20 protein-coding genes are annotated in these 26,059 nt (G+C 67.2%); 4 read left to right on the top strand and 16 right to left on the bottom strand.

Annotated features, from left to right (window positions below):
* Window positions 1–27 precede the first annotated feature (27 nt).
* The 4 genes from KHP16_RS16575 to KHP16_RS16560 form a co-directional block, all read right to left on the bottom strand.
* Window positions 28–1,068 (bottom strand): Fe(3+) ABC transporter substrate-binding protein, encoded by a 1,041-nt coding sequence (locus KHP16_RS16575; RefSeq protein WP_415831114.1) that lies wholly within the window; start codon window positions 1,066–1,068, stop codon window positions 28–30.
* A gap of 131 nt (window positions 1,069–1,199) precedes the next feature.
* Window positions 1,200–1,622, bottom strand: coding sequence for a hypothetical protein (locus tag KHP16_RS16570; protein ID WP_109580357.1), 423 nt, complete (start codon window positions 1,620–1,622; stop codon window positions 1,200–1,202).
* 9 nt (window positions 1,623–1,631) lie between these two features.
* Window positions 1,632–2,312, bottom strand: a complete 681-nt coding sequence (gene lolA, locus KHP16_RS16565; RefSeq protein ID WP_373561883.1) for an outer membrane lipoprotein chaperone LolA — start codon at window positions 2,310–2,312, stop codon at window positions 1,632–1,634.
* Between the two features lie 114 nt (window positions 2,313–2,426).
* Window positions 2,427–4,766: a DNA translocase FtsK gene (locus KHP16_RS16560; RefSeq protein WP_109582579.1), complete on the bottom strand. Its 2,340-nt coding sequence runs from the start codon at window positions 4,764–4,766 to the stop codon at window positions 2,427–2,429.
* Between the two features lie 182 nt (window positions 4,767–4,948).
* Here KHP16_RS16560 and trxB point away from each other — a divergent pair, with 182 nt between their 5' ends.
* From trxB to KHP16_RS16545, 3 genes are all read left to right on the top strand, one after another.
* Window positions 4,949–5,896: a thioredoxin-disulfide reductase gene (gene trxB / locus KHP16_RS16555; RefSeq protein WP_109580356.1), complete on the top strand. Its 948-nt coding sequence runs from the start codon at window positions 4,949–4,951 to the stop codon at window positions 5,894–5,896.
* A 92-nt stretch (window positions 5,897–5,988) separates the two neighbouring features.
* The gene (locus KHP16_RS16550) at window positions 5,989–6,660 is read left to right on the top strand and encodes a Smr/MutS family protein (RefSeq protein ID WP_109580355.1); all 672 of its coding nucleotides are present in this window, start codon (window positions 5,989–5,991) and stop codon (window positions 6,658–6,660) included.
* Window positions 6,660–7,307: a trimeric intracellular cation channel family protein gene (locus KHP16_RS16545; RefSeq protein ID WP_109580354.1), complete on the top strand. Its 648-nt coding sequence runs from the start codon at window positions 6,660–6,662 to the stop codon at window positions 7,305–7,307. Before KHP16_RS16550 ends, KHP16_RS16545 begins: the two co-directional genes overlap by 1 nt.
* Window positions 7,308–7,363: 56 nt before the next feature.
* On the opposite strand, the gene glnK is transcribed toward KHP16_RS16545, so the two are convergent.
* The gene (glnK, locus tag KHP16_RS16540; RefSeq protein WP_061957551.1) at window positions 7,364–7,702 is read right to left on the bottom strand and encodes a P-II family nitrogen regulator; all 339 of its coding nucleotides are present in this window, start codon (window positions 7,700–7,702) and stop codon (window positions 7,364–7,366) included.
* Between the two features lie 78 nt (window positions 7,703–7,780).
* Complete coding sequence (locus KHP16_RS16535) at window positions 7,781–9,844, bottom strand: NAD(+) synthase (protein ID WP_115952674.1); 2,064 nt, start codon at window positions 9,842–9,844, stop codon at window positions 7,781–7,783.
* A 171-nt stretch (window positions 9,845–10,015) separates the two neighbouring features.
* Here KHP16_RS16535 and KHP16_RS16530 point away from each other — a divergent pair, with 171 nt between their 5' ends.
* Entirely contained in the window at window positions 10,016–11,275 is a 1,260-nt protein-coding gene (locus tag KHP16_RS16530) for a GNAT family N-acetyltransferase (protein WP_211960689.1), read from the top strand.
* 55 nt (window positions 11,276–11,330) lie between these two features.
* Here the strand turns inward: KHP16_RS16530 and ppa are convergent, their stop codons facing one another.
* The 10 genes from ppa to KHP16_RS16480 form a co-directional block, all read right to left on the bottom strand.
* Window positions 11,331–11,858: an inorganic diphosphatase gene (gene ppa / locus KHP16_RS16525; protein ID WP_115952675.1), complete on the bottom strand. Its 528-nt coding sequence runs from the start codon at window positions 11,856–11,858 to the stop codon at window positions 11,331–11,333.
* Window positions 11,859–11,929: 71 nt separating this feature from the next.
* Window positions 11,930–13,237: an MFS transporter gene (locus KHP16_RS16520; RefSeq protein WP_109580350.1), complete on the bottom strand. Its 1,308-nt coding sequence runs from the start codon at window positions 13,235–13,237 to the stop codon at window positions 11,930–11,932.
* Window positions 13,238–13,323: 86 nt separating this feature from the next.
* Entirely contained in the window at window positions 13,324–13,566 is a 243-nt protein-coding gene (locus KHP16_RS16515) for a hypothetical protein (protein ID WP_109580349.1), read from the bottom strand.
* Window positions 13,559–14,995, bottom strand: a complete 1,437-nt coding sequence (locus KHP16_RS16510; RefSeq protein ID WP_109580348.1) for an aldehyde dehydrogenase family protein — start codon at window positions 14,993–14,995, stop codon at window positions 13,559–13,561. Before KHP16_RS16510 ends, KHP16_RS16515 begins: the two co-directional genes overlap by 8 nt.
* A 157-nt stretch (window positions 14,996–15,152) precedes the next feature.
* Window positions 15,153–21,533, bottom strand: coding sequence for a hybrid sensor histidine kinase/response regulator (locus tag KHP16_RS16505; protein ID WP_211960688.1), 6,381 nt, complete (start codon window positions 21,531–21,533; stop codon window positions 15,153–15,155).
* Window positions 21,534–21,564: 31 nt separating this feature from the next.
* Entirely contained in the window at window positions 21,565–23,760 is a 2,196-nt protein-coding gene (locus tag KHP16_RS16500) for a methyl-accepting chemotaxis protein (protein WP_211960687.1), read from the bottom strand.
* 45 nt (window positions 23,761–23,805) lie between these two features.
* A complete protein-coding gene (locus KHP16_RS16495; protein WP_109580345.1) occupies window positions 23,806–24,357 on the bottom strand; it encodes a chemotaxis protein CheW in 552 nt (183 codons plus the stop codon).
* Window positions 24,358–24,452: 95 nt separating this feature from the next.
* Window positions 24,453–24,821 (bottom strand): response regulator, encoded by a 369-nt coding sequence (locus tag KHP16_RS16490; RefSeq protein WP_211960686.1) that lies wholly within the window; start codon window positions 24,819–24,821, stop codon window positions 24,453–24,455.
* A 34-nt stretch (window positions 24,822–24,855) separates the two neighbouring features.
* A complete protein-coding gene (locus KHP16_RS16485; protein WP_109580343.1) occupies window positions 24,856–25,362 on the bottom strand; it encodes a response regulator in 507 nt (168 codons plus the stop codon).
* A gap of 329 nt (window positions 25,363–25,691) precedes the next feature.
* Window positions 25,692–25,862 carry a rubredoxin gene (locus KHP16_RS16480; protein ID WP_109580342.1) on the bottom strand — a complete coding sequence of 57 codons (171 nt, stop codon included), beginning with the start codon at window positions 25,860–25,862 and terminating at the stop codon, window positions 25,692–25,694.
* Window positions 25,863–26,059: the final 197 nt, after the last annotated feature.

The raw sequence follows: 26,059 nt of genomic DNA, 5'->3' as shown, positions 1-26,059 counted from the left end.
GGCGGTGCCCGGCGGTGCCGGTAACGTCTAGCGATAGCCCGCCTTGTCGACGAGCTTCTGCGCCTCGGACTGGTACTTGCCGAGTTCCGCCACGTTGATCTTGTCGGCCTTGAACGTGCCGAGCGCCTCGAGCGCGGGATTGGCGATCTTCACGCTCGGCACCACGGGCCACTCGTTGTTGCCGTCGGCGAAGTAGGCCTGCGCCTCGTCGCTCGCGAGGTACTCGAGGAATTTCACGGCGGCCTCCTTGTTCGGCGCATGCCTGAGCATGCCGCCGCCGGAAATGTTCATGTGCACGCCCTGGCTCGACTGGTTCGGCCACACCACGCCGAGCTTGTCGGCCACGGCCTTGTCCTCGGGCTTCGTGGACTTGAGCAGGCGCGCGATGTAGTAGGTGTTGGAGATCGCGACATCGCACTCGCCGGCCGCGACGGCCTTGAGCTGATCGGTGTCGCCGCCCTTCGGCGCGCGCGCGAGATTGCCGGCGACGCCGCGAGCCCAGGCCTCCGTCTTTGCCTCGCCATCGTGCGCGATCAGGCTCGACACCAGCGACAGGTTGTAGACATGCCCGCTCGACCGCGTGCAGACCTTGCCCTTCCATTTCGGATCGGCGAGGTCCTCGTAACGCGCGATATCGCCGGGCTTCACCGCGGCCTTGTTGTACGCGATGACGCGCGCGCGGGCGGAGAAACCGAACCACTCGCCATTGGGATCGCGATAGTTCGCGGGAATGCGCGACTCCAGCACCTTCGATTTCACGGGCGCGAACACGCCGGCCTGCTGGGCGCGCCAGAGCCGCCCAATATCGACGGTGATGAACACGTCGGCCGGGCTATTGGCGCCTTCATTGCGGATGCGCTCGAGCAGCGGATCTTCCTGGCCCTCGATGCGGTTGATCTTGATGCCGGTCTGCCGCGTGAAGTTGTTGTACAGCGACTCGTCGGTTTGATAGTGACGCGCCGTGTACAGATTGAGCACCTTCTCCTGCGCGGCGGCCGTTGCGGACAATCCCAGCAGTGTGACCACGCTCGCCGCCATGGTCACACCCAGCCTCCCCCTTGATTTCATCATCGATCTTCTCCGTGGTCGGATGTCAACCGATGACGATAATCATTCGCATACAGGGGGTCAAATTACAAATTTGTCATCTCGGAATCGAACAAGCCGGGAGACAGTCAGGAGACAGTCAGCCGCCCCAGTCAGCCGCCTTTCGCCCGCTCGGCCAGCGTCTTCATCGCGTCGGCGGGCAGCGGGCCATGGCAGCTGCGTTCGCCGCCCGTCTCGCTGACGATCAGCCATACCTTGTCCGGCGTGCCGGCCGGATGCAACAGCCACGCAGGGCGCAGGCCCGCGGAGGGCAACTCTTCGAGCGCCCCGCTCGTCGGCGATTGCAACAGCGTCGCGCACTGCGTGGCGGAGGCACGCGTGGCCTTGAGGAAGTCGGCGTTGCCGATGACCTCCGGCAACGCCGTATCGGAGCCGCGCAGGAACGCATCGACGTCGAAATGGCGCGCGGCGCCGGGCGCGGCGCACCCGGCCAGCAGCGCGCCGGCGGTCAGGGACAACGCGGCAATCGCGGACCGCGTTCTGGGCAGGGCGGCGGAGATGGGAGCGTGGAACATCGATCGACCTTATTGCTTCATGACATCGGCGCCCTTCGGCACCACGAACCGGAACGTGTCGGCCGGCAGCGAGGGATTCTTCTGGATGTTCGTGAACGTCAGCAGCGTGGTGTTGCCGAACGCGTCGCGCAGCTCCATGGCCTCCAGATTGCCGCCCTTGAAGCCGATGCCGATCCGCTCGAACTGCGTGTCCTTGGATTTCGGCTTCAGCTCGAGCCACTCGATGCCGTCGCGCGTCGGGCCGTTGGCCACGGTGAAATTTTTCTCGAAGTCGTTGCTGCCGAACAGGATTGCGGCCGGGCTCGAACCCAGCGCGCCGTCAAGCTTGCGCTCGGTCACCTGGTTCAGGTCCTTGTCGTAGATGTACAGCGTCTGGCCGTCGGCCTGCAGCAGCTGGTCGTACGGCTTGGTGTAGCGCCACACGAACTTGCCGGGACGCGCGAACGTGAATGTGCCGCTCGACTGGCCGGCCACCTTGAGGATGTCGCCCTGCCCCTTGACCTGCTTCTGCGTGAATTCGCCGCGCGCGCTCTTCACGCTCGAGACGAAGCTCTGCAACTGGTCGGTGGCGGCTGCGTGGGCGGGAGTCATTGCCGACATGAGCGCCACGGTGGCACATGCCGCGACGGTGGAGGCCGCCTTGGACATCGCTTTGTACATAGCTTTGGAGGCAACAACGCGAAAACGCATGAGTCTGGATCCTTTCCTGTGGAGCTGTCCGGTTAGAGCGTGGCGCGGCCGGGGGATTCCCGGCGCGCCTGTGACGGACGTAACAGTGCGTTAGCCGGGCGGTGCCGGCCCGGCCTACTCTTCGTCGCGCGCGGCGGCGCCGCCGCCCTGCACGAGAATGTCGCGGTTGCCGTTGCCCGACATCGCCGACACCAGTCCGGCCTTTTCCATGTCCTCCAGCAGCCGCGCGGCGCGGTTGTAACCGATGCGCAGGTGCCGCTGGACCAGCGAAATGGACGCGCGGCGGTTCTTGATGACGACCTCGACGGCCTGGTCGTACAGCGGATCGGCCTCGCCTCCGCCCCCGCCGATGCCCGCCCCGCCGCCGAGGCTGTCGCCACCGCCGTCGCCATCGACAAGGCCGCCTTCGAGGATGCCCTCGATATAGTTCGGCTCGCCCGCTTCCTTGAGCTTGTCGACCACGCGGTGAACTTCATCATCGGAGACGAAGGCCCCGTGGACGCGAATCGGCAACCCCGTGCCCGGCGCGAGGTACAGCATGTCGCCCATGCCGAGCAGCGCTTCCGCGCCCTGCTGGTCAAGGATCGTGCGCGAGTCGATCTTGCTGCTGACCTGGAACGCGATACGCGTCGGCACGTTGGCCTTGATGAGGCCAGTGATCACGTCCACCGACGGACGCTGCGTGGCCAGTACGAGGTGCAGGCCCGCGGCGCGCGCCTTTTGCGCGATCCGGGCGATCAGCTCTTCGACCTTCTTGCCGACGACCATCATCAGGTCCGCCAGCTCGTCGATCACGATCACGATGGTCGGCAGCTTCTCGAGCGGCTCCGGCGCGTCCGGCGTCAGGCTGAACGGGTTCGGAATCTTCTCTTCCCTGGCCGCCGCCTCCTCGATCTTCTTGTTGTACCCGGCAAGGTTCCGCACGCCGAGCTTGCTCATGAGCTTGTAGCGGCGCTCCATCTCCCCGACCGCCCAGTTCAGCGCGTTGCCGGCCTGGCGCATGTCCGTGACCACCGGGCACAGCAGGTGCGGAATGCCCTCGTAGACGCTCATTTCCAGCATCTTGGGGTCGATCAGGATCAGGCGCACGCTCTCGGCCTTGGCCTTGTAGAGCAGCGAGAGGATCATCGCGTTGATCCCCACCGACTTGCCCGAGCCCGTCGTGCCGGCCACCATGCAGTGCGGCATGCGGGCGAGGTCGGCGACCATCGGCTTGCCGGCGATGTCCTTGCCGAGCGCCATCGTCAGGCTCGACGCGCTCTCGTTGTAGACCTGCGAACCGAGGATCTCGGACAGGCGCACGGTCTGCCTCTTGGGATTCGGGAGTTCGAGTCCCATGTAGTTCTTGCCCGGAATCGTCTCCACGACCCGGATCGAGACCAGCGACAGCGAACGCGCGAGGTCGCGCGCGAGGTTCACCACCTGGCTGCCCTTGACGCCCGTGGCCGGCTCGATTTCGTAACGCGTGATGACGGGGCCCGGGTAGGCGGCCACGACCTTGACCTCGACGCCGAAGTCCTTGAGCTTCTTCTCGATCAGGCGCGACGTGAACTCGAGCGTTTCGGCGCTCACGGTTTCCTGATGCGCGGGAATCGGGTCGAGCAGGGACAGCGGCGGCAGGTCGGAGTCCTGGATGTCGGCGAAAAGGGGCTGCTGCTTTTCGCGCTCCACGCGCTCGTGCTTCGGCACGGCCTGCGGACGCACGATCTGCACCGGTGTGGCTTCCTCGTTGCGCACGCGCTGCACCTCGACGGTTTCGGTGCGTTCGACCTTGGCGGCCTCGCCGATGATGCGGTCCTGCTTGCTTTCGCGGCGCGCCTTGAAGCCAAGGAACAGCGACTCGACGAAGCCGCCGACGTGCTCGGCCACGGAGAGCCACGAGAAATGGAAGAACAGCGACAGGCCGATGGCGAACATCGTCAGCAGCAGCAGCGTCGCGCCGGAGAAACCGAGCGCGATCTGCAGCCAGCCGCCGAGCAGGTCGCCGAGCACGCCGCCCGGCGCGCGGGGCAGCGCGGCGCGCAGCGGGTACATGCGGATGGCCTCCAGGCCCATGCTCGACACGAGCGTGAGGCCGAAGCCGATCCAGCTGACCGCCGCGCTGCCCTCGCCGGCTTCCAGATGGGCGCGTTCGGGCAGTTCGGCCGTCAGCGCGCGCCAGCCGCGCCAGCAGCGGCGGACGAGCAGCACGCTCCACCAGTAGGCGGAGAAGCCGAAGATGAAGAACAGGACATCGGCGAGCCAGGCGCCGACGCGGCCGCCGAGATTATGGATGTCGGCCACCTGATTGGCGTGGGACCAGCCGGGGTCCGCCTTGCTGTAGCTCGCCAGCACGCAGAGGAAGCCCAGCGTGACGGCAAGCAGCAGGAACCAGCGTACTTCGCCGAGCAGCTTGCCGATGCGGGAAGGCAGCGCGGACGGGTCGGTACGGGTTGTCGTGGTAGCTCGGGCCATGCAGGAGACAAAGTGCCGAATGTGGACGATGGCGGCCATTTTACCCTTGCCGGCCGCTATCGCCCCCATTGGAATTTGCAACAGTGAGCAAATGCCGCACCACTTATAATGGCGGCTTCGAATTCAAGCCGGCGTGAGGCTTCCGGAAAGTCCGGAAGCCGCGCCAGTCACAGGAACGCATCATGTCCAAACACGCAAAAGTGCTGATTCTCGGCTCCGGTCCCGCGGGTTATACCGCCGCTGTCTACGCGGCGCGCGCCAACCTGAACCCGGTTCTCGTCACCGGCCTGGCCCAGGGCGGCCAGCTGATGACCACCACCGACGTGGAGAACTGGCCCGCCGACGCCAACGGCGTACAGGGCCCGGAACTGATGCAGCGCTTCCTGGAGCACGCCGAGCGCTTCAATACCGAAATCATCTTCGATCACATTCATACGGCCAGGCTGACCGAGCGTCCGATTCGACTCATCGGCGATGCGGGCGAGTACACGTGCGACGCGCTGATTATCGCCACGGGCGCCTCGGCGCAGTACCTGGGCCTGCCGTCGGAAGAGTCGTTCATGGGCCGCGGCGTGTCCGCCTGCGCGACCTGCGACGGCTTCTTCTACAAGAACCAGGAAGTCGCCGTGGTTGGCGGCGGCAACACCGCCGTCGAGGAAGCCCTGTACCTGTCGCACATCGCGAGCAAGGTCACCGTGATCCATCGCCGCGACGACTTCCGCGCCGAGCCGATCCTGCGCGATCGCCTGCTGCAGCGCGCGAAGGAAGGCCGCGTCGAGATCCGCTTCGACAGCGTGCTGGACGAAGTGACCGGCGACGATTCGGGCGTGACGGGCGTGAACATCCGCAACGTGAAGACGGGCGAGGTCGAGGCCAAGACGCTCGCGGGCGTGTTCATCGCCATCGGTCACAAGCCGAACACGGACCTGTTCACGGGCCAGCTCGAGATGAACAACGGCTACATCGTGACCAAGAGCGGCCTGACCGGCGACGCCACCGCGACGAGCATTCCGGGCGTGTTCGCGGCCGGCGACGTGCAGGACCAGATCTACCGTCAGGCGATCACCAGCGCGGCCACGGGCTGCATGGCCGCGCTCGACGCGCAGCGTTACGTCGAAGCGCTGAAGTAATCTTCTGAGCTCGGCTTTTCGCACGCCCTGCCCGCCGGCCGGTGGGCAGGGCGTGCGGCTATAATCGGCGTCGTGCTTACGGAGAAGTTTCCATGTCGCAAGGCGCCCCCAAACCCAAACCGACCGCGCAACGCCTGGGGCTAGGCGACCTCGCCAGCCTGCGTGACACGATGAAGGCCGACGCCGAACGGCGCGAGGCCGAGCGCATTGCCGCCGAGGCGGCCGCGCAGCGCGCGCGCGAGGAAGCCGATGTCTTCCGCGCCAGTATCGGCAACGTCAATTCGCTGCGCGACCGCAATCGCGTCAGCCATCCCCCGCAGCATCCCGCACCGGTTCCGGTGCAAACCCAGCGCAACGACCAGGAAGTGCTTGCCGCCTCGTTATCGGACGAGTTCGATATCGAGAATCTGCTCGATACCGACGAGATGTCGTTCCGCCGTCCCGGTATCGGCCTCGACGTCATCCGCAAGCTGCGCCGCGGCGAGTGGGTGCCGCAGGACAAGATCGACTTGCATGGCCTGCGCCGCGAGGAAGCGCGCGAAGCGCTCGCCGAATTCCTGCGGCGCTCGGTGCGCAATGGCGTGCGCTGCGTGCGCGTGATCCACGGCAAGGGCAATGGCTCGCCCGACAAGCTGCCCGTGCTCAAGGGCAAGGTGCGCAGCTGGCTCGTGCAGAAAGAAGAGGTGATCGCTTTCGTGCAGGCCCGGGAGACGATGGGCGGCGCGGGCGCGGTCATGGTGTTGTTGCGTCAGCCTCGCAGCTGATGCATCTGCATCTGCCCTTCGACCTGCTGATGGGGCGCCTGCCCCTGATCCTCCATGTCATGGAGGTGATCGGCGTGCTCGCGTTCGCGATCTCCGGCGTGGTCGACGCGCGCAAGCAGCGGCTCGATGCGGTAGGCACGTTCATCGTCGCGTTCGCCACCGCATTCGGCGGCGGCACGGTACGCGACGTGCTGCTCGATCGCCGCCCGTTCTACTGGGTCGAGCACGAGTACTACGTGATGCTGATCTTCGTGATGTCCATCGGCGCGGCGATCGTGTTCCGCGTGGTCAGCTCGGTGGCGTCCGATCGCGCGATGCTCGTGGCCGATGCGATCGGGCTCGGCCTGTTCTCGGTCACCGGCACCTCGCTCGCGCTCGTCGCGCAGATGACGCCGACCGTGGCCGTGATGATGGGCATCATCTCCGCGGTGTTCGGCGGTGTGGTGCGCGATGTCTTGTGCAACGAGGTGCCGATGATCCTGCGGGACCGCTCGCCCTACGCGACGTGTTCGTTCGTCGGGTGCTGGGTCTATGTGGGATTGACGTGGCTGCGCGCTGAGCAGGAGGTGGCGCTGCTCGCGGGCGCGCTCGTTACGATGACGATGCGGCTGGTGTCGGTGCAGTTTGGGTGGAAGCTGCCGAGCTGAAGAGAGAAGGCGATAAAAAACCGGCCATCGGCCGGTTTTTTTACGAGTCCGAAAATTCAGACCGCGGCTTCGTCCTGCTCGCCCGTGCGGATACGGATCACGCGCTCGATCTCCGTGACGAAGATCTTGCCGTCGCCGATCTTGCCCGTGTGCGCGGCCTTGACGATCGAATCGAGCACGGTGTCGAGCTGATTCTCGGCGACCACGACCTCGATCTTGATCTTGGGCAGGAAGTCCACGACATACTCGGCGCCGCGGTACAGCTCGGTATGCCCCTTCTGGCGGCCGAAGCCCTTTACCTCGGTGACCGTCAGACCGGTCACGCCCACATCGGCCAGCGCCTCGCGCACTTCGTCGAGCTTGAACGGTTTGATGATCGCGGTAATCTGCTTCATGTCTGGCCCCTGCGTGTTGTCGTCAAAGATGACGGATTTTAGCGCGAAACGATTCTGCCGGATCGGAGAGTCCGCCCGTCAGTCCGGAATCCGGGCCAGATCGCGCATCCAGACCGCCGATTCCGCGTCGCTCGGGGCGCGCCAGTCCCCCCGGGGCGACAGGGAACCGCCCGAGCCCACTTTCGGTGCATTCGGGATGCAAGACCGTTTGAACTGGCTCGTTCGGAAGAATCGATCGACGAAAATCCCCAGAACACGCTTGATCTCGGCCAGTTCGTAGGCGTTGCGCGCGACTTCCGGGCCGTTTGGCCAGCCGCCGCGTTCGCGGTCGCCCCAGGCAGACTGCGCGAGGAAGGCGACCTTCGACGGCGAAAAGCCGAAGCGCAGTGTGTAGTAAAGGTTGAAGTCCTGCAGCTCGTACGGCCCGATGATCTGCTCGGTCTTCTGGCCGGGCGCCTTGTCTGTAGCGCCCTGCTCCGCGCCGGCCGGGACCAGTTCCGGGCTGATATCGGTATCGAGCACGGCCAGCAGCACCTCCTTGCCCTCCTCCACGACCTGCCCGGTGTCCGCCACCCAGCGCACGAGGTGGCTGATCAGCGTTTTCGGGACGCTGGCGTTCACGCTGTAGTGGGACATGTGGTCGCCCACGCCGTAGGTGCACCAGCCGAGCGCGAGCTCGCTCAGGTCGCCCGTGCCGATCACGATGCCGCCGTGGTGGTTGGCCAGCCGGAACAGGTGGTTGGTGCGCTCGCCGGCCTGCACGTTTTCGAACGTCACGTCGTAGACGGGCTCCCCGCGCGCGAACGGGTGGTCGAGGTCCTTCAGCATCGCCATGCAGCTCGGGCGGATGTCGATCTCGGCCGCGGTACATCCCACGCGCTCCATGAGTTCGCGCGCCTGCTTCAGCGTGCGATCGCTCGTGGCGAATCCCGGCATCGTGTAGGCGAGGATGTTCGCGCGCGGCAGGCCCAGCCGGTCCATCGCCTTGGCGCAGACCAGCAGCGCGTGCGTGGAATCGAGGCCGCCGGATACGCCGATCACCACCTTCGACAGCCTGGTGGAGGACATCCGCTGGACGAGCGCCTGCACCTGGATGTTGTACACCTCCATGCAGCGCACGTCGCGCATGCGCGGGTCGGCCGGCACGTACGGGAACCGCGCGACCTCGCGCGCGAGCGGCAAGGCGTCCAGCGTCGGCACTTCCACGCGGAACGACACCACCTCGAACTTCTCCACCTCCTCGCGGTGGCGGCGGACCGAATGGCCGAACGTGACCTGGTGCATGCGTTCGCGCGACAGGCGCTCGACGTCGACGTCGGCGCACAACAGATGCGAGTCGTTGGAGAAGCGCTCCGACTCGCCGAGCAGTTCGCCGTTCTCATAGATCAGGGCCTGGCCATCCCACGCGAGGTCGGTCGTCGATTCGCCCTTGCCCGCCGATGTGTACAGGTACGCGGCCAGGCACCGCGCGGACTGCTGCGACACGAGCTGATGCCGGTAGCCGGACTTGCCGACGACGATGTTCGACGCGGACAGGTTCACGAGCACGGTCGCGCCGGCCAGCGCCGCGAACGACGACGGCGGCACCGGGACCCAGACGTCCTCGCAGATCTCCACGTGAAAGCGGAAGAACGGGATGTTCTCGACCTCGAACAGCAGCCCCGCGCCGAACGGCACCGTGGTGCCGAGCAGCGAGATGCGCGAGACGGTGGCATTGTCCGCCGCGCTGAACTGGCGCGCTTCGTAGAACTCCCAGTAGTTGGGCAGGTAGCTCTTGGGCACGACCCCGCGGATCGTGCCGCCCGCCACCACCACCGCGCAGTTGAACAACTGGTGCTCGACCAGCAGCGGCATGCCGACGACGATGGCCGGCGCGAGGGTCGACGAGGCTTCCACGATCTGCTGCAGCGCCAGTTCGCATTCGCGCAGCAGCGCGCGCTGATGGAACAGGTCGTCGCAGGTGTAGGCCGACAGGCCCAGTTCCGGGAACGCGACCAGCGCGACGCCGTTGGCCGCCGCCTCGCGTGCGAGGGCGATGGTCTGTTCGGCGTTGTACGCGGGATCGGCCACGCGGCACTCGGGCACGGCGACCGCCACGCGTGCGAAGCCGTGCGAATACAGGTTGAAGAACGGATGCGTCATGTCTGCCTTGTCTGGGGCCCGTATCGAGGGCGACGTGGGTACTTCTGGCGCTTCGCCATGCATTGGGAGGCATTTTACGCCTCGCGCGGGCGGGCGCGGCGGTGTCAGCATCGTGCCGCCGTTTCCGGTAGACTCGTCCGGCGCCGCCTGTTGCGGCACATCCGTGGAACGATGTCCGACTCCCCCACCGCTCGCCAACGCGTGGCCGATGCCAGTACGACCGACAACGGTACGACCGGTTCCGACCCCGCCGCATTCCGTACCGAGATCGTCGAGGATCTTGCCCGCATCGCGCCCGCGCAATGGGACGCGCTGCTCGCGGCGCAGTCCGAGCCGACGCCCTTCCTGCGCCATGCCTTTCTCCACGCGCTGCATGCGAGTGGCAGCGCGACGGACGACACCGGCTGGTCGCCGCGCTATCTGGTGTTGTGGGCCACCGGCGACAAGGCCGATCAGGGGCAGGACGGCGGCGACCGGCTTGCCGCCGCCATGCCGCTCTATGCCAAGGCGCATTCGTACGGCGAGTATGTCTTCGACTGGGCGTGGGCCGATGCCTATCAACGGCATGGCGTCGAGTACTACCCCAAATGGCTGTCCGCGATTCCCTTCACGCCCGTGCGCGGGTCCCGGCTGCTGGCCGAGAGTGCCGATGCGCGCGCGCTGCTCGTGCGCGTGGCGCTGGCGCTGGCCGAGGAATCGGGCATGTCGTCGCTCCATGTGCTCTACCCCTCGGCCGAAGAAGCGCCGCTGCTCGAGGCCGCCGACATGATGATGCGGCACGGCGTGCAGTTCCACTGGACCAATGCGGGTTACGAAAGCTTCGATGCGTTCCTGGCGACGCTCTCGCAGAAGAAGCGCAAGAACATCCGTGCCGAGCGGCGGCGCGTCGCCGAGGCGGGTATTTCGTTCCGCTGGCTGCGCGGGGCGGAGATCGACGACGAGGCGTGGAAGCTGTTCAACCGGTGCTATCGGCAGACCTATCGCGAGCACCATTCCACGCCCTATCTGAACCTCGATTTCTTCCGGCGGATCGGGGATGCGATGCCTGAAAACCTGCTGCTGGTCGTGGCCGAGCGCGAGGGCCGGCCGATCGCCACGTCGCTGGTAGTCTACGACGCTAGCCCCGGCGTGAGCACGCTTTACGGCCGCTATTGGGGCGCGCTCGAGCATCATCCCTGCCTGCATTTCGAGACGGCGTACTACCAGCCGCTGGAGTTCTGTATCGCGGAAGGTATCGGCACGTTCGAGGGGGGCGCCCAGGGCGAGCACAAGATGGCGCGCGGGTTCCTGCCCGTGGCGACGCGGTCGGCGCACTGGCTGGCGCATCCTTCGTTCGCCGATGCGGTGGAGCGGTTCCTCGAACGGGAACGGGAGGGGATGAGCGCCTACATGGACGAGCTCGACGACCGGAACCCGTTCGCCAGGCGCTGACGCACAAAAAAAACCGCCATCGCTGGCGGTTTTTTATTGCGGCGCCGGGTGCGGCTTACTTCTTGTAGTTCGCCACGCCGTCGCTGATTTCCTTGTGGGCTTCCTCGATGCCAGCCCAGCCGTCCACCTTGACCCACTTGCCTGCCTCGAGTGCCTTGTAGTTCTCGAAGAAGTGCTTGATCTGGTCGAGCAGGTTCTGCGGCACGTCCGAGAGACCCTTCATGAACGCGGTGGCCGGCGACAGCTTGTCCACGGGCACGGCGACCAGCTTCGCGTCCACACCGCCTTCGTCGGTCATCTTGAGCATGCCGAGCGCACGGCAGCGCACGACGGCGCCGGCCAGGATCGGGAACGGCGTCAGCACGAGCACATCCACGGGATCGCCGTCGCCCGACAGCGTTTGCGGGATGAAGCCGTAGTTGGCGGGATAACGCATGCCGGTGCCGATAAAACGATCCACGAACAGCAGGCCGGTTTCCTTGTCGGCCTCGTACTTCACGGGATCGCTTTGGGCGGAGATTTCAATGATGACGTTGAAATCGTTGGGGATGTCCTTACCCGGGGAGACGAGGTTGAAGCTCATACGGATTCTCCAGATGGCTGGTGTTGTCGGATGGCGGGCATTATAGCCGGTCGGATATGGAAGCGACGGTGCTAGCGTCGGTTCACCATCCGTGCCGGCACCGACAATGCCAGCGCCGCGCCCACCACCATGCAGCCCGCCAGCAGGTACATGCCAGAGTCCGTGCTCTGCGTGGCGTCCTTGAGCCAGCCGACCGCATACGGGCTGATGAAGCCCGCGAGGTTGCCGAGGGAGTTGATCAGCGCGATGCCCGCCGCCGCGCCGGTGCCCGCGAGGAACGCCGTCGGGAGGCTCCAGAAGAGCGGTAGCGTCGTCAGGATGCCGATCGTGGCGATCGTGAGCGCCACCATGGCCATGGTGGTGTCGCCGCGCCAGTGGACCGACAGCACCAGCCCGATTGCGCCGATCAACGCCGGAATGGCGATATGCCACCGGCGTTCTCCGCGCCGGTCCGCGCTCGAGGCGAAGAGGACCATGCCGATAACCGCGCAGCCGTAGGGGATGGCCGTCAGCAGCCCGATGTGCAGCGCGCTGCTGACCCCCGTCTGCTTGATGATCGTCGGCAGCCAGAAGCTCACGCCGTACAGGCCCATCACGAAGCTGAAGTAGATAGCCGCCATCAGCCACACCCGCGGGCTGGAGAAGACGCGGCCGATCGGGGGGTCCTCCTTGTGCTGATTTTCCGCGGCGATATTGCGCTCGAGCACGGCCTTCTCGTCTTCCGTCAGCCACTTCGCATGCCGGATCCGGTCGTCGAGGAAGGCGAGTACCCAGAGGCCCACGAGGATCGACGGGACGCCCTCGATCAGGAACATCCACTGCCAGCCGGCCCAGCCGTTATGCCCGTCGAACGCCTGCATGACCCAGCCGGACAACGGCCCGCCGATCACGCCCGAGAGCGCGATCGCGGTCATGAAGTAGGTCGTGGTGCGTCCGCGCCGATCCGCCGGATACCAGTAGGTCAGGTAAAGGATGATGCCCGGAAAGAACCCCGCTTCCGCCACGCCGAGCAGGAACCGCAGCACATAGAACATCATCGGCGTGGTGACGAACATCATAGCGCCCGAGATCAGGCCCCACGTGATCATGATCCGCGCGATCCAGATGCGCGCGCCGACGCGATGCAGGATGACGTTGCTCGGCACCTCGAACAGGAAGTAGCCGATGAAGAAGATGCCCGCCCCGAGCCCGTAGATCGTCTCGCTGAACTTGAGGTCGTTGAGCATCTGCAGCTTGGCAAAGCCCACGTTGACGCGATCCAGATACGCGACCACGTAGCACAGCAGCAAAAACGGCACGAGGCGCCAGCTCACCTTGCGATAGATGGCATCCTCCGACGCGGCGTCGCTGACGCCGCGGTTCACAGTCGTTGCGGTCATGGTGTCTCCTCGTTGGAGCCCGTCGCGGTCTGACGCCGACGATCCGGGCCGGTTCGTTCGAACTCGGTATCTTCAGTATCGGAACCTCAATGCGAGAACGGCCCCCGTCCGCGCAGCGCGTTCGCGACCATCATCAGCGCCAGCAGGAACGGCAGCGCGACATAGAGGCACCAGTGGACGCGATCGCCCACGGTATCGCCCCATTTGCGCTTGAAGACCTGCAGGCGCGGCATGCCGGACGGATTGGTGGCGCGCTTGTTCTTGACGTGCCATGCCATCCAGAAAAAGAAGATGGCAAATGCGACCGACAGAAAATTGATGTTACCCATGTTGAATGGCGATGGTTTTGAGAGTCGTGAATCCGTACAGGGCCTCGAAACCCTTTTCGCGTCCGTGGCCGGACTGGCCCGTGCCGCCGAAGGGCAGCTCGACGCCGCCGCCGGCGCCGTAGTTGTTGATGAAGACCTGGCCCGCGCGCAGCTTGCGCGCGAGGCGCAGCTGGCGGCCGCCATCGCGCGTCCACAGGCCGGCGACGAGGCCGTATGGCGTGCCGTTGGCCAGCGCGATCGCTTCCTCCTCGGTGTCGAACGGCATCGCCGCGAGCAGCGGACCGAAGACTTCCTCCTGTGCGAGGCGGTGCGTGGGCGGGACGTCGCGGAACAGCATCGGGACCTGATAGTAGCCAGCTTCCGGCGCCTCGCCGACGATATGCCCCTGCGCGACCACCGCGATGCCCGCGTGCTGCGCGTCGGAGACGAAGTCCCACACGCGCTGCTGCTGCTTGCGGCTGATCAGCGGTCCGCATTCGAGGTCGAGCGCGGACGGGCCCACGCGAAGCGACTCGAATACGCCCGCGAGCTGGTCGAGCAGCGCGTCGTAGATCGGCCGTTCGACGAGCAGGCGGCTGCCGGCCGAGCAGGTCTGGCCGGCGTTCTGCACGATGCCGTTGACGATGACCGGCAGCAGCGCGTCGAGGTCGGCGTCGGCGAACACGATCTGCGGCGACTTGCCGCCAAGTTCGAGCGTCACCGGCACATGATGCTCGGCGGCCAGCTGCGCGACGAGCTTGCCCGTCTCGGGCGAGCCCGTGAACGAGATATGGTTGATGTCCGCATGGCGCGCGAGCGCCGCGCCGGCTTCGTGCCCGTAACCGGTCACGATATTGAGCGCGCCTTCCGGCAGTCCGGCCTCCGCGGCCAGTTCCGCCACGCGCAGCAACGACAGGCAGGCATCCTCGGCGGGCTTGACCACGCAGGCGTTGCCTGCCGCGAGCGCCGCGCCGACGCTGCGGCCGAAGATCTGTAGCGGATAGTTCCACGGAATGATGTGGCCCGTGACGCCATGCGGTTCGCGCACGGTCAGCACCGTATAGCCGGGCTGATACGGAATCGTCTGGCCATGCAGCTTGTCCACCGCACCCGCATAGAACTCGAAATACCGTGCGACGGCGCGCGCGTCCGACTGCGCCTGGCGCAGCGGCTTGCCGGTGTCGCGCGCTTCCAGCGCGGCGAGCTCCTCCTCATGGTCGATGAGCGTCAGCGCCACGCGATTGAGCAGTCGCACACGCTCGGCCGGCGCCATCGCGCCCCACGCGCCTTCGTACGCGCGCCGCGCGGCGTGCACGGCCACGCTGATATCGGTGCCATTCCCGCGTGCGATCTCGGCAAACGGCTCGCCGTTGGAAGGATCGAACACCTTGATGCGCATGCCCGAATCGGGCGCGATCAGCCGGTTGGCTACGAAATGCTGGGCGTGCATGAATGTCTCCAGCTCATGAATTGAGCGAATGCCAATGCGGCATTATCGCCGATTCGAGCCGGGCGCCCGCACGGGGAAGGCCCGCGGGGAATGCCAAATGGAACAAACCCCGCCGCGGTGCCGCGAGCGGGGCTTGATCGACATGAAGGGAACCGGACTACTCGCCCAGCATCTGCGCCACGGAGCCCGCCGTGCCCGCCGCCCGCTCGCCGAGGCGTTCGTGCAGCGTGCGCAGCAGTTCATCCTCGTTATACGGCTTGCCGAGGTACACGTTCACGCCGATCTCCATGGCGTAGCTGCGGTGTTTCTCCGCCGTGCGCGAGGTGATCATGATGATGGGCATGTGCCGCGTGCGGTCGTCGGCGCGGACGTTGCGCGTCAGGTCGAAGCCGTCCATGTTCGGCATCTCGATGTCCACCAGCATCGCATCGGGCATGACCTCCTGCAATTGCTTCAGCGCATCCACGCCATCGCGCGCGAGGACGACCTGGTAGCCGGCGCGGGACAGCAGCCGCTGGCTGGCCTTGCGGACGGTCAGCGAATCGTCCACCACCATCACCGTCGGACGCGTCGCCAGTCCGGCGACCGGCGTTGCGTCGCCCGCGCGGCCGATTTCCGCCACCGCGCCGAACCTATCGACGGTGGCGACCGTGGCGGCCGTGGCGGCCGCATTGGGCATTGCCAGCGCGGCGCGCTGGTCCACGCCCTCCCCACGCTCGCGCACGAAGCGCTGCGCGAGCACCACCGGGTTGTAGATCAGCACGATCTCGCCATCGCCCAGCGTCGTGGCGCCCGCGATACCTTCCAGACGCGCGAGATGCGGCCCGATGTGCTTGACCACCACTTCGCGGTTGCCGACGACTTCATCGACGTGCACGGCCACCCGCTCGGCGCCCGAGCGCACGACGATCACGGGGGAGTATTTGCGGCCCGACGCAATCGCCGGCGCTTCGTCGAGCAGCGTGCCGAAGTAGAAGAACGGCACGTCCCCGTTCGCCGCCGCATAGCGGCCCGCGTTATAGGCCTCGAGCAGCGGCTGCGAGCGCAGCTGGTGCACCTGGTCCACCATGCCGCTCGGCATCGCATACAGCCGGTTGCCCACGGAGATCAGCAGCACCTGCGTGATCGCGGTGGTCAGCGGCAGATGCACGGTGAACCGTGTGCCGCGCCCCGCCTCGGTCGTCAGGTTGATCCGGCCGCCGAGCGCCACGGTTTCCGCGCGCACGACGTCCATGCCGACGCCCCGGCCCGCCAGCTCGGACACCGCATCGACGGTCGAGAAGCCGGGCGCGAAGATCATCTCCGTCAGCCGCGCCTCGCTCGCGTCATCGTCATGCGAGAGCAGTTGCCGTTCGATCGCCCGCGTGCGGATGCGCGCGAGGTCCAGCCCGCCGCCATCGTCGAAGAAATGCAGCACGACCTCGTTGCCTTCCTGCTGCACTTCGAGCGACAGCGAGCCGGTGGCGGGCTTGCCTGCCGCCTGCCGCGCGCTGGCGGGCTCGATGCCATGCACCACCGCATTGCGGATCAGATGCTCGATCGGGCCGGCCATGCGATCCAGCACCGAGCGGTCGATTTCCACCGTACCGCCCTTGATCAGCAGCCGCACTTCCTTGCCCGTCTCGCCCGCGGCCTGACGCGCCACGCGATAGAGACGTTCGGCCAGCGCATCGAACTGGACCATGCGCGCCTGCATCAGGCCGCGCTGCAGCCCGCGCGTCAGACGCGCCTGCGCCGCGAGATCGCCCGACGCGCGGTCGAAACCGCGCTGCAGGTTCTGCTCGACCGTGGCCACGTCGTTCACCGACTCGGCCATCATGCGCGTGAGTTCCTGGAAGCGGGTGAAGCGGTCGAACTCGAGCGGATCGAATTCCTGATTGTGCTGCGCATCGGCGATGCGCGAGGCCATCTGCGTTTCCGCCTGGATCTCGATCTCGCGCAGCTGGCCCCGCAGACGCGCGACGTTGTCGTTCAGTTCGCCGAGGTACGAGCGCAGGGCCTCCAGTTCGCTGTCGAGACGCGCGCGCGTGGCACCGACTTCGCCGGCGTCGTTGATCAGCGTGTCGAGCGCGCGCGCCTGCACCCGCACCATCGCCCGCTGGCGTTCTCCGTCGGCTTGTGTCGAGAGCTGGGCCGGTGCCGGGACGGCGGGAACCGGCGCGGAGCGTGGCGCCAGCGCATGGGCGTCAGCGGGCTGGCTGTCGCCTACCGTCGCGACGCCGCCGTCGGCCGCGGACGCCGGCGCGGGAGGACGATCGCCCGCCGCGCTCGCAGGCGCTTCCGCAAGTCCGTTGACGACGTCCGCATCGTCGGCGCGCAGCAGGCGGCCGTTCTGCAGCGCATCGACGTGCGCGAGGATACGGTCGTACCAGGCGTAGAGCCGGCGGAACAGATCGGGCTCGATGCGCTGGCCGCGCACCGCGGCTTCGACCAGCGTTTCCATTTCATGCGCGGCCTGGCCGAGCGACATCGCGCCGGCCATGCGCGCGCTGCCCTTCAGCGTATGGAGCGCGCGCAGCATCAGGCCGCCGTGTTGCGTCTCTTCGGGCGCGGCTTCCCACGTGCGCAGCAGTTTGCCAAGCTCGGGCGCGCTGACATGGGCTTCCTCGAGGAAGATCTCGACGAGCGCGGGGTCCAGCATCGCGGCATCGAGCGATGCATCGGGTTCCGGCTCCGGCGCGCGAATTTCGACGACCTCGTGGTGCGACGGATCGTGCGCGAACGACGCAGGCTGACGGCCCGGGAGCGTGAGCACCACCGCGTCGTGCACGGGGGGCAGTTCGGTGACGGGCGTCAGGTGTGGCGCGGCCGCATCGAGCGCCGGGAGCGCATCGGACGATGCCGCACCCGCCTTCAGCGGGGACTCCGTCACAAGCGGCAGCACCGATGCCTGCGGCTGCTCGAACGATTGCTCGAACGATTTCTCGAACAACTGCGCGACGGAGCTCTCGTTGCCGGCGTTGACCTCCGGGGGCGGCAGGTTCACGCGCGGACGCACGAGCGCGCGCTCGCCGAATTCGTCGAGGCTGCGGCACAACGCGGGCTCCGCATTGGGCCACACGCCCGCGGCAAACTGATGAAGCATGCCACGCAGCCGCTCCACGGCCTGCTCGAGCAGGCGGAAGTCACCCGGATGCATGACCACCGGATGGTTGCCGAGCACCAGCAGCAAACGCTCGAGCGCCCCCGCGATCTCGCGCACGGGCTCCAGGCCCACCGTCGACGCGCTGCCCTGCAGCGTGTGCGCGACGCGCAGCGAGAGATCGCTCGGCGACGGATAACCCGACAGGCGCCATTCGGACAGATCGGTCGCGAACTGGCGCAGCAGATCGTCGGCTTCCTGCAGATAGACGTTGTAGAGCGGCAGGCCGATGCGGATCGGCCCAATGACCTTGAAGTGATCGTCCTCGTTCGAGAGCGCATCGGGCAGCCGGAACGGCAGCACGTTGGTATCGTCCGCCGAGACCGGGGCAGTGGCGATCTCGGGCAGCCTGTCGTCCGCGCCGGCCTCGCCGATGGCATCGCCCGCGTCATTGAACGGGGCGATGACGATCGTCGCGCGAGGCTCAACTCCCTCAACTCCCTCGGCTCCCTCGGCTCCCTCGGCTCCCTCGGCGCCGTCCGCTTTCGTGCTCGTATCTTGCGTATCTCGCGTATCTCGGGGATCGACGCCCGCCGTCGAATGCGCGGCCAGCAAATCGTCGAGCGACATGGGCGCATCCGCACCCGCGTCCGCGCCCCCCTGCGCTCCGCCCTGCGACGGCTCGCGCAGCTGCTGCGCGTCCTCGACCAGCGAGGCGATGTCGCGCAGCGCCGCCGGATCGCGCTGGAGCGCCGCGACCCAGTCGCCCAGCAGCGCATGTGCACGCTCGAGCAACGCCAGCAGCGCGGGCACGGGCTCGCGCGCCTCGGCGATCCACAGGTTCATCACCTGCTCGATCGCCCATGCCGCCTCGCCGTAGCGCGTGAGGCCGACCATGCGGCTCGAACCCTTGAGCGTGTGAAACGCCCGGCGGACGCGGCTCAGCACGTCGGCATTGCGGAATGCGTCCAGCCCGGTGGACAGGTCGAGCGCGATGTTGCCGAGCACTTCCTCCGCTTCGGCCAGGAAAATGTCGAGCAGCTCGGCGTCGATCGCGGCCGCATCGGTCGGCATCGGCGCGGCCGGCCGGGTGTCTCCCGCAGGCGCGGCCGGCGGGGCCACCGGCATCGGCTCGGCAAGCGCGACCACCAGCCGCTCGGCCGCCGATTCACTACCGGCGAGCCATGCGTGCAGTTGCGTGGTGGCGTCGTGGGCCTGCTTGCGCAGCGCGGCGTCGTCGTCGATGGCGGCCTGATCGGACACCACCTGTAATGCCGAGCGCAGGCGCGCCACTTCGGTGGAATCGGCACCGGCACCGACGCGAATGGCGTCGACGGCCGCCGCGCGCGCCGCGGCCAGCGGGTTCAGCGCACCGCCCGATGTGCCGTACATTGCGCCGTCGTTCATGCCCACCATCGCGCCGTCCATCGCGCCGCCCGAGCCCGTCAGCAGACTCTCGACATCGGCGAGCGGATCGGCATCGCGCTTGCCACGGCCAAATTCGAGCGTATCGACGAAGGCGTGCACCGCGCCCAGTTCCGACGCGATCGCCGACAACCGTTCGAGACGCATGTCGGCGGTCGTGGCACCGCCCAGCGCGGAGAGCGCGGCGAGGCACTCTCGGACGGCGGCCACCGCCACGCATGCGGCATCGCCTTCGGCGGCGATGCCCGCCGGCATCGCGGCGCTATCGCGCAGCCGTTCGAGCGTGGCGTGCAGCGCGTCGAACGCGCCAATGGCGTCGCCCAGCGCGCTCGACACCGCCGGCGCGCCGGGGCCCGCCGGATTGGCGGCATTACGGTCATACGTATCGAGCCACGATTCGCCGCTGTCGAGCTGCGCGCGCAGTTGCGTCACCGCCTCGGCGCGCAGGGCCTGCGCCCGCGCCGCCTCGACCATCTCGGCGAGCCAGTCCGGCACCGCGGCGTCTGGATCCTTCAGGCACGCGGTGAGCACTTCGCAGCGCGCCGCGAAGGTGGCCGCGGCCGGGTGGCCCGAGTTGCCATGCACGCGCCACGGCATGGCCAGCGCGCGCGAGAGAAACAGAACGAGGCCAGCCGGCCCGAATGAATCGGCATTCCCGGTATTCGCGTTCCGCGCGCCGGGACTTGCAGCGGCCGTGGCGATGAGCTGCTGGAGCGCGGGCTGCGCGAGCGGCATCGCGGCCTCCGCGAGCGACGCGAGCGCGCGTTCCCATTCGGCGGTATCGGTAGCCGGGCCCCGTGCGCCGCCAGCCGCGCGCTCGAGGGCGCCCGCGGCCTGCTGCAGGTTCTGCGAATCGATCGGATCGAGCCAGCCGTAGTAGCGCAGGCGGAAATCCGCGTGCGCCCCGGCATGGGCGGCATCGATACGGAAGGCCTGGAAGCAGCGGGCGATATCGATGCGCAGCACCTCGAGCGACGCCTGCATCGCGGGCGACGGGGCATCCGGCGTCGAGGGTGTCTTCCCAGGCGGCGTCAAGCCCGTCGACACGAGCAAGAACACTGCATCGTTCAGCAACGCCTGCGGCACGCGCACCTGACCTTGCAGGTACTGGCGCAGCAACAGATGCGCGCGCGCCGCGAAACGCTTGGCGAGCAGGTCCGACGGCAGCAGCCCATGCGCGAGCGAACGGAACACCAGCGCGAGCACGTGCCAGATTCCGCGATCGGGATGATCGGTCGCGCGGCGCGAGTCCTGCTCGTGAGCGCGCACCTCGTCGAGCGCGGCCTGCAGCGGCAGCCACGCCTCGCGTAACAGCGAGGCATCGTGGCACGGGGTGGGCAGCCGTAGCGCGCGCAGCAAGGCGGCTTCGAAGCGCTGACGCGCGCGCGTGACCGCCGACGCCGAGCGCGTCGGCAGCAGCATGCCCGGCAGCATCTGCAGTTCCTCGACCCACAGGTCGGCCGGATGGATGCGCTCTTCCTTCATCAGCGCGAGCGCATCCGAATACGGACGGAACAGGCGTAACGGGTCCTCGGCGTCGCCGGCCATCAGGTCGTCGACATACTCGGCCAGCGCCTGCACGCCATGGCGGAACACCGCGAGCGTGGCGGCGTCCGCCGCCACCGTGCCCGCGTCGATGGCCTCGAGCAGCCGGCGCAACGCCTGGCAATACACGTCCACACCGCGCAGTCCCACGATATGCACCGCGCCGGCCGCCTGATGCAGCTGCTGGCCCGCCAGGCGCAGCGACGTGGTGTCCCGCGCGCCTAGCGCCTCGGGCGTCTGCCGGACCTCTTCCATGTAATGGCCGAGTTCGCTCGCGGCATCGTCGAGCGCCGCGCGCAGGCTCGGCGCGAGCCAGGCGAGCACCGACAGGTCGCGCTGCGCCACCGCTGCCTCGCCGCTGTCGCTGCTGCCGATGGGAGCGGTGGCAGAGGCGGCAGCCGCGTCGAGGGCATCGATCGCCGCGATCGCGTCGGTCGCATCGCTCGGCTCGTTGAGGGCGCTCGGGACGGTGAAATTCAGGGACATGACGGCTTGGGTTGTGCCCGGAAGTAAATCCTCAGGCGATCTTGAACCGCGACACGGAGTTGCGGAGCTCTTCGGTCAGGGCCGTCAGCTGGCGCACCGAGCTCGCGGTGTGGCGCGTGCCGGCGGTGGTCTGCGCGGTCACCTGCAGAATGCCTTCGATATGGCGGGCCACGTTGGTGGCGAGGTCCGCCTCGTGCGACGTGGTCTGCGAGATCTGCTCGATCAGCTCGGCCAGCTGGCGCGACACGCGGCCGATCTCGACCAGTGCGGCGCCGGCGTTGTCGGACAGGCGGGCGCCTTCGACCACGCCCTGCGTGCTGCGCTCCATGGCGTGCACGGCGTCCTGCGTATCGGTCTGAATCGTGCGGATGAGCGCGCCGATCTGCTTCGTTGCCTCGCCCGAGCGTTCCGCCAGCCGCTGCACTTCTTCCGCCACCACCGAGAAGCCGCGGCCCGCCTCGCCGGCCGATGCGGCCTGGATGGCGGCGTTCAGGGCCAGCACGTTGGTCTGTTCGGTAATGTCCGAAATCAGCTCGACAATTTCACCGATCTCCTGCGACGACTCGCCCAGCCGCTTGATCCGCTTCGACGTTTCCTGGATCTGCTCGCGAATGTCGTTCATGCCCGCGATGGCATTCTGCACGGCGTGCTGGCCCTGCTCGGCCGCGGACAGCGATGCGCGCGCCACGTTGGCGGACTCGGCCGCGCCGCGCGACACCTGCGTGATGCGGTCGGCCATCTCCACGACGGACTCGCCGGTCTGCCGGATCTGGCGCGACTGTTCTTCGGTCGTTGCGGCCAGTTGCACCGAGGTCTCCTGCACCTGGCTCGAGGCGGTCTGCACTTCCCCGGCGGTCTGCTGCACCCGGCCGACCAGTTCGCGGAGTTCTTCCACCGTGTAGTTCACCGAGTCGGCGATCGCCCCGGTGATGTCCTCGGTCACGGTCGCCTGACGCGTCAGGTCACCGTCGGCGATGTCCTGCAGTTCGTTCATCAGCTGCAGAATGGCCTTCTGGGTCGCGTCGTTGGTGCGCTTTTCCTCCATCCGCCGCGCTTCCGCTTCGCGCTCGCGCGATTCGGCTTCCACCGCGCGCAGGCGCGAGTCGCGCAGATACAGCGCGGCCAGTCCACCGAGGAATAACAGCGTCGCCAGCGCGGACACGATCATCGCGCCGAGCGTCCACGGACGGAAACGCGCCGCTTCCGCGTAGGCGGTCTGCAGCGTGCCCAGTTCCCCGCGCAATGCCTCGTTGTCGTTGAAGATCTGCTGCTGCGCGCGCTTGGCGGCGATCAGGCCGGGCAGGTTCTGCAGGATCGTCTGCGTGGTCTTCTGCACCGCCTCGAAACGCTGCGAGAGCTGCTGGAGGTAAGTGCGCGTTTCCGCGTCGGCCGCGGCCGAGAGGCGCAGCGGTTCGGAACCATTCAGCAGGCCGTCCAGCGTTTCGCGGAACGTGTTCGTGTCCTTGCCCAGCAGGAACGCGGTCTCCGGGTTGACGCCTTCGCCCGAGAGGAATTCGTTGAGGTTCTTGCCCAGACGCTGCGTCAGCATCACGAGCTGCGCGGAGGCAGCCACCTCGCGCGCGTTCGAGCCGGCCTGCAGCTTGATCGCGGCCACCTGCTCAGCGGCCTCGAGCAGTTCCGGGTTCGAGGCGTTGAAGATCTGCAGCGTCTGGCCGATCTGTGTCAGGATCGGCTGCTGCGCGAGCACGTCGCCCGCGCTCTTCTCGGAACGCTTCCACGATTCGATCGCGCGGTCCAGCAGCGGTTGCGCGGCGCCGGTCGTGGCGCGCACGTGGCGCTCGTCGCTGCCGTCCTGCAGCGCCTGAAGGTCGGCCGCAAGTTCTTCCTTCGACTGGCGAAGCTGCGTGAATGCCTGGGCATTGCCGAGCAGCGCCACCGGCACCGCCTTGCCCAGACGCTGCGAGTGCATCAGCATGTTACCGGCGATTTCGATCTGCGCGGCGCCGTTGGTCGCCTGGCGGTTATCAAGGTAGACCGATGCCAGCAGGGCCAGCAGCGACACCACCACACCGCCCGTCAGCACACGCTGCTGGGAGGCGAACGGCATGCGCGTCAGCCACGAGGACATCTGCTCCACGGGCGTCCGTCCCAGCCCGTTCTGCCCCTTGCGCTGCGCGAACACGCTACCCGGGCCGATGCCCGCGGGCGCCTGCGCCGCGCCGGCCGCCGCTCCCCGGCGTCCCAGGCTGATCTTCTTGATACCCATAGCAACCCTCTTGTTTTTTATTTGACCGTTGAACCGATACCGATATCAGGCGGCCACGCGGCCAGCCTGCAGGAACGCCGGGGCCTCCAGCAACTGGCGGATGTCGAGCACCTGCCAGTCGCGGCCGTCGCGGTCCGCGAAGCTCGCGCCTTCCCACGCCGATGCCGCGGGCTGCACCTCCCCGTGCGGCAGGCTGAGATCCCCCGCATGCCGCAGGCCGACCACGCGCGTGGCGATGATGCCGCACGCGCGCTCCACGTTGCGCGACAGCACCACGATCTTGCTGCCCGCCTGCACGGGCGTCGGCGCCTCGCCGCAGAACATGCCGAAGTCGATCACGCCGAGCAGGTTGCCGCGCGCGTTGATCAACCCGCGGTACCAGGGCTGCGTCAGCGGCACGGCCGCGGGCGGACGCATCTCCAGCACCTCGCCCGTCTCCGGCAGCGGCAGCAGCCAGTGGCGCTGGCCGACCTGCACGCCGAGGTAGCTGTCCACCGCGGGCAGGCTGCGCGCCTCCCGCAGGCGCCGGGCCAGCATGGCCTGATAGTCCTGCAACCTGGTCTGACGGGCTCGGAGGTCCTGGCGCGGCGCGTTCATGATCGGAATACCCAAGGCGGATGGCGGACTGCTTCGGCGCAGCGCCGCCGGGGTGGCAAGGTAGCGACTACAGCAATGCGGTCGTCGGGGCCCGGTTACTGCGATAGCGCCGCGATCTTCGACAGCAGTTCCTCGCCGTCGACGGGCTTCACGACATAGTCCGACGCGCCCTGGCGCATGCCCCAGATGCGGTCGGTGTCGAGCCCCTTGCTCGTGCACATGATCACGGGGATGTCCTTGTAGCGGTCGTCCCGCTTGATCGCGCGCGTGGTCTGGTAGCCGTTCTGGCCGGGCATCACCACATCCATCAGGATCAGGTCGAACGCTTCCGTCTCGAGCCGTGCCATGGCCTGGTCGCTGTTGCCGGCCACGGAAACCTTGAAGCCCTTCTTGCCGAGCAGATCGGACATGAACAGGGCTTCGGTTGGCGAGTCGTCGACGATGAGAATTTTGCTGATGGTCATTGGTATGTTCCTGGGAATGCTGCGGCGGCCCCGTTCAGGCCGCCACGGCCGCGCCCTCCTCCGGTACGGCGCCCGGCAGGCAGGCCTCGACGGCCTGCAGCAGGGCTTCGCGGGTGAAGGGCTTGGCGAGATGGTCGTGCGCGCCGACGAGCCTGCCGCGCGAGCGGTCGAACACGCCGTCCCGCGAGGACAGCATGATCACCGGGATCGCGTGGAATCGCGGGCTTTTCTTGATGAGGGAGCAGGTCTGATAGCCGTCGAGGCGCGGCATCAGGATGTCGCAGAAAATCAGGTCGGGATGCATGTCGCCAATCTTGGCGAGCGCGTCGAAGCCATCCTCGGCGAGCATGACCTGACAGCCTGCCTGCGACAGGAAAATCTCCGCCGTGCGGCGGATGGTGCTTGAATCGTCGATGACGAGAATCTTGCGGTGTGCGACCGCCCGACCCGCCATGCCACCGGCCTGATTCGAATGCGCCGGCTGACCCAACTGACCCGTGCCGGTGACCCGGCCGTTTTCTTCTGTTTGCGTGACCCGCATGTTGTTCCCGCGACCGGCTGCCCGCGCGAAAGCAGGCGCCAGTATTCACTTGAGAACACCCGCACGACACAGCAAGCGCTGCGGCGGCGGCCCCCGATATCCTGTTTCCCAGTCAAAAAAAGCCAGCCAACCCAGCCGGCGCTGTCATGCCTGGACCCGTTCCACGCATCGCAAAGAATCGGGACGGGTCTCTGTTGATGTACTGCGTCTATCCTGTTGTGCCGCAGAGTGTGACTTCTCGGCGAGGGGCCGTCAATCCGGGGCCCCGGAGGCCGCCCGCCGATCTGTCGCTTTGGCGCTACGGCGCGCCAGCGGGGCAAAAACCCGCGTCAGATGGCAACCATCTCGAAATCTTCCTTGCGCGCGCCGCACTCGGGGCACGTCCAGTTCATCGGGACGTCTTCCCAGCGGGTTCCGGGCGCGATGCCGTCTTCGGGGGCGCCGGTGGCCTCGTCATAGATCCAGCCGCAGATCAGGCACATCCAGGTCTTGTATTCCATATTCAGGCTTCTGCCACTCTCCATTAAAATCCAGCGCATGATGGTACCCGAATCGATGCGGGGCGCGCCAGCGCGTCGCCGGATGATTCAGGTCAGTTCTCACGCGTTCGCGCATGTTACAGGCAGTTGACGATGGAAACGCGCGCGGTTCGCCTCTTTTGCCCCAACATTGCCGTGTCGTGACACACTGCGGCAAA

The sequence above is a fragment of the Cupriavidus plantarum genome (genome assembly GCF_905397285.1).
In the GTDB taxonomy this organism is placed as follows: Bacteria; Pseudomonadota; Gammaproteobacteria; order Burkholderiales; family Burkholderiaceae; genus Cupriavidus; species Cupriavidus plantarum.
Note: the sequence above shows the minus strand (reverse complement) of the source record. Positions and strands in the feature narration are given on the sequence as shown.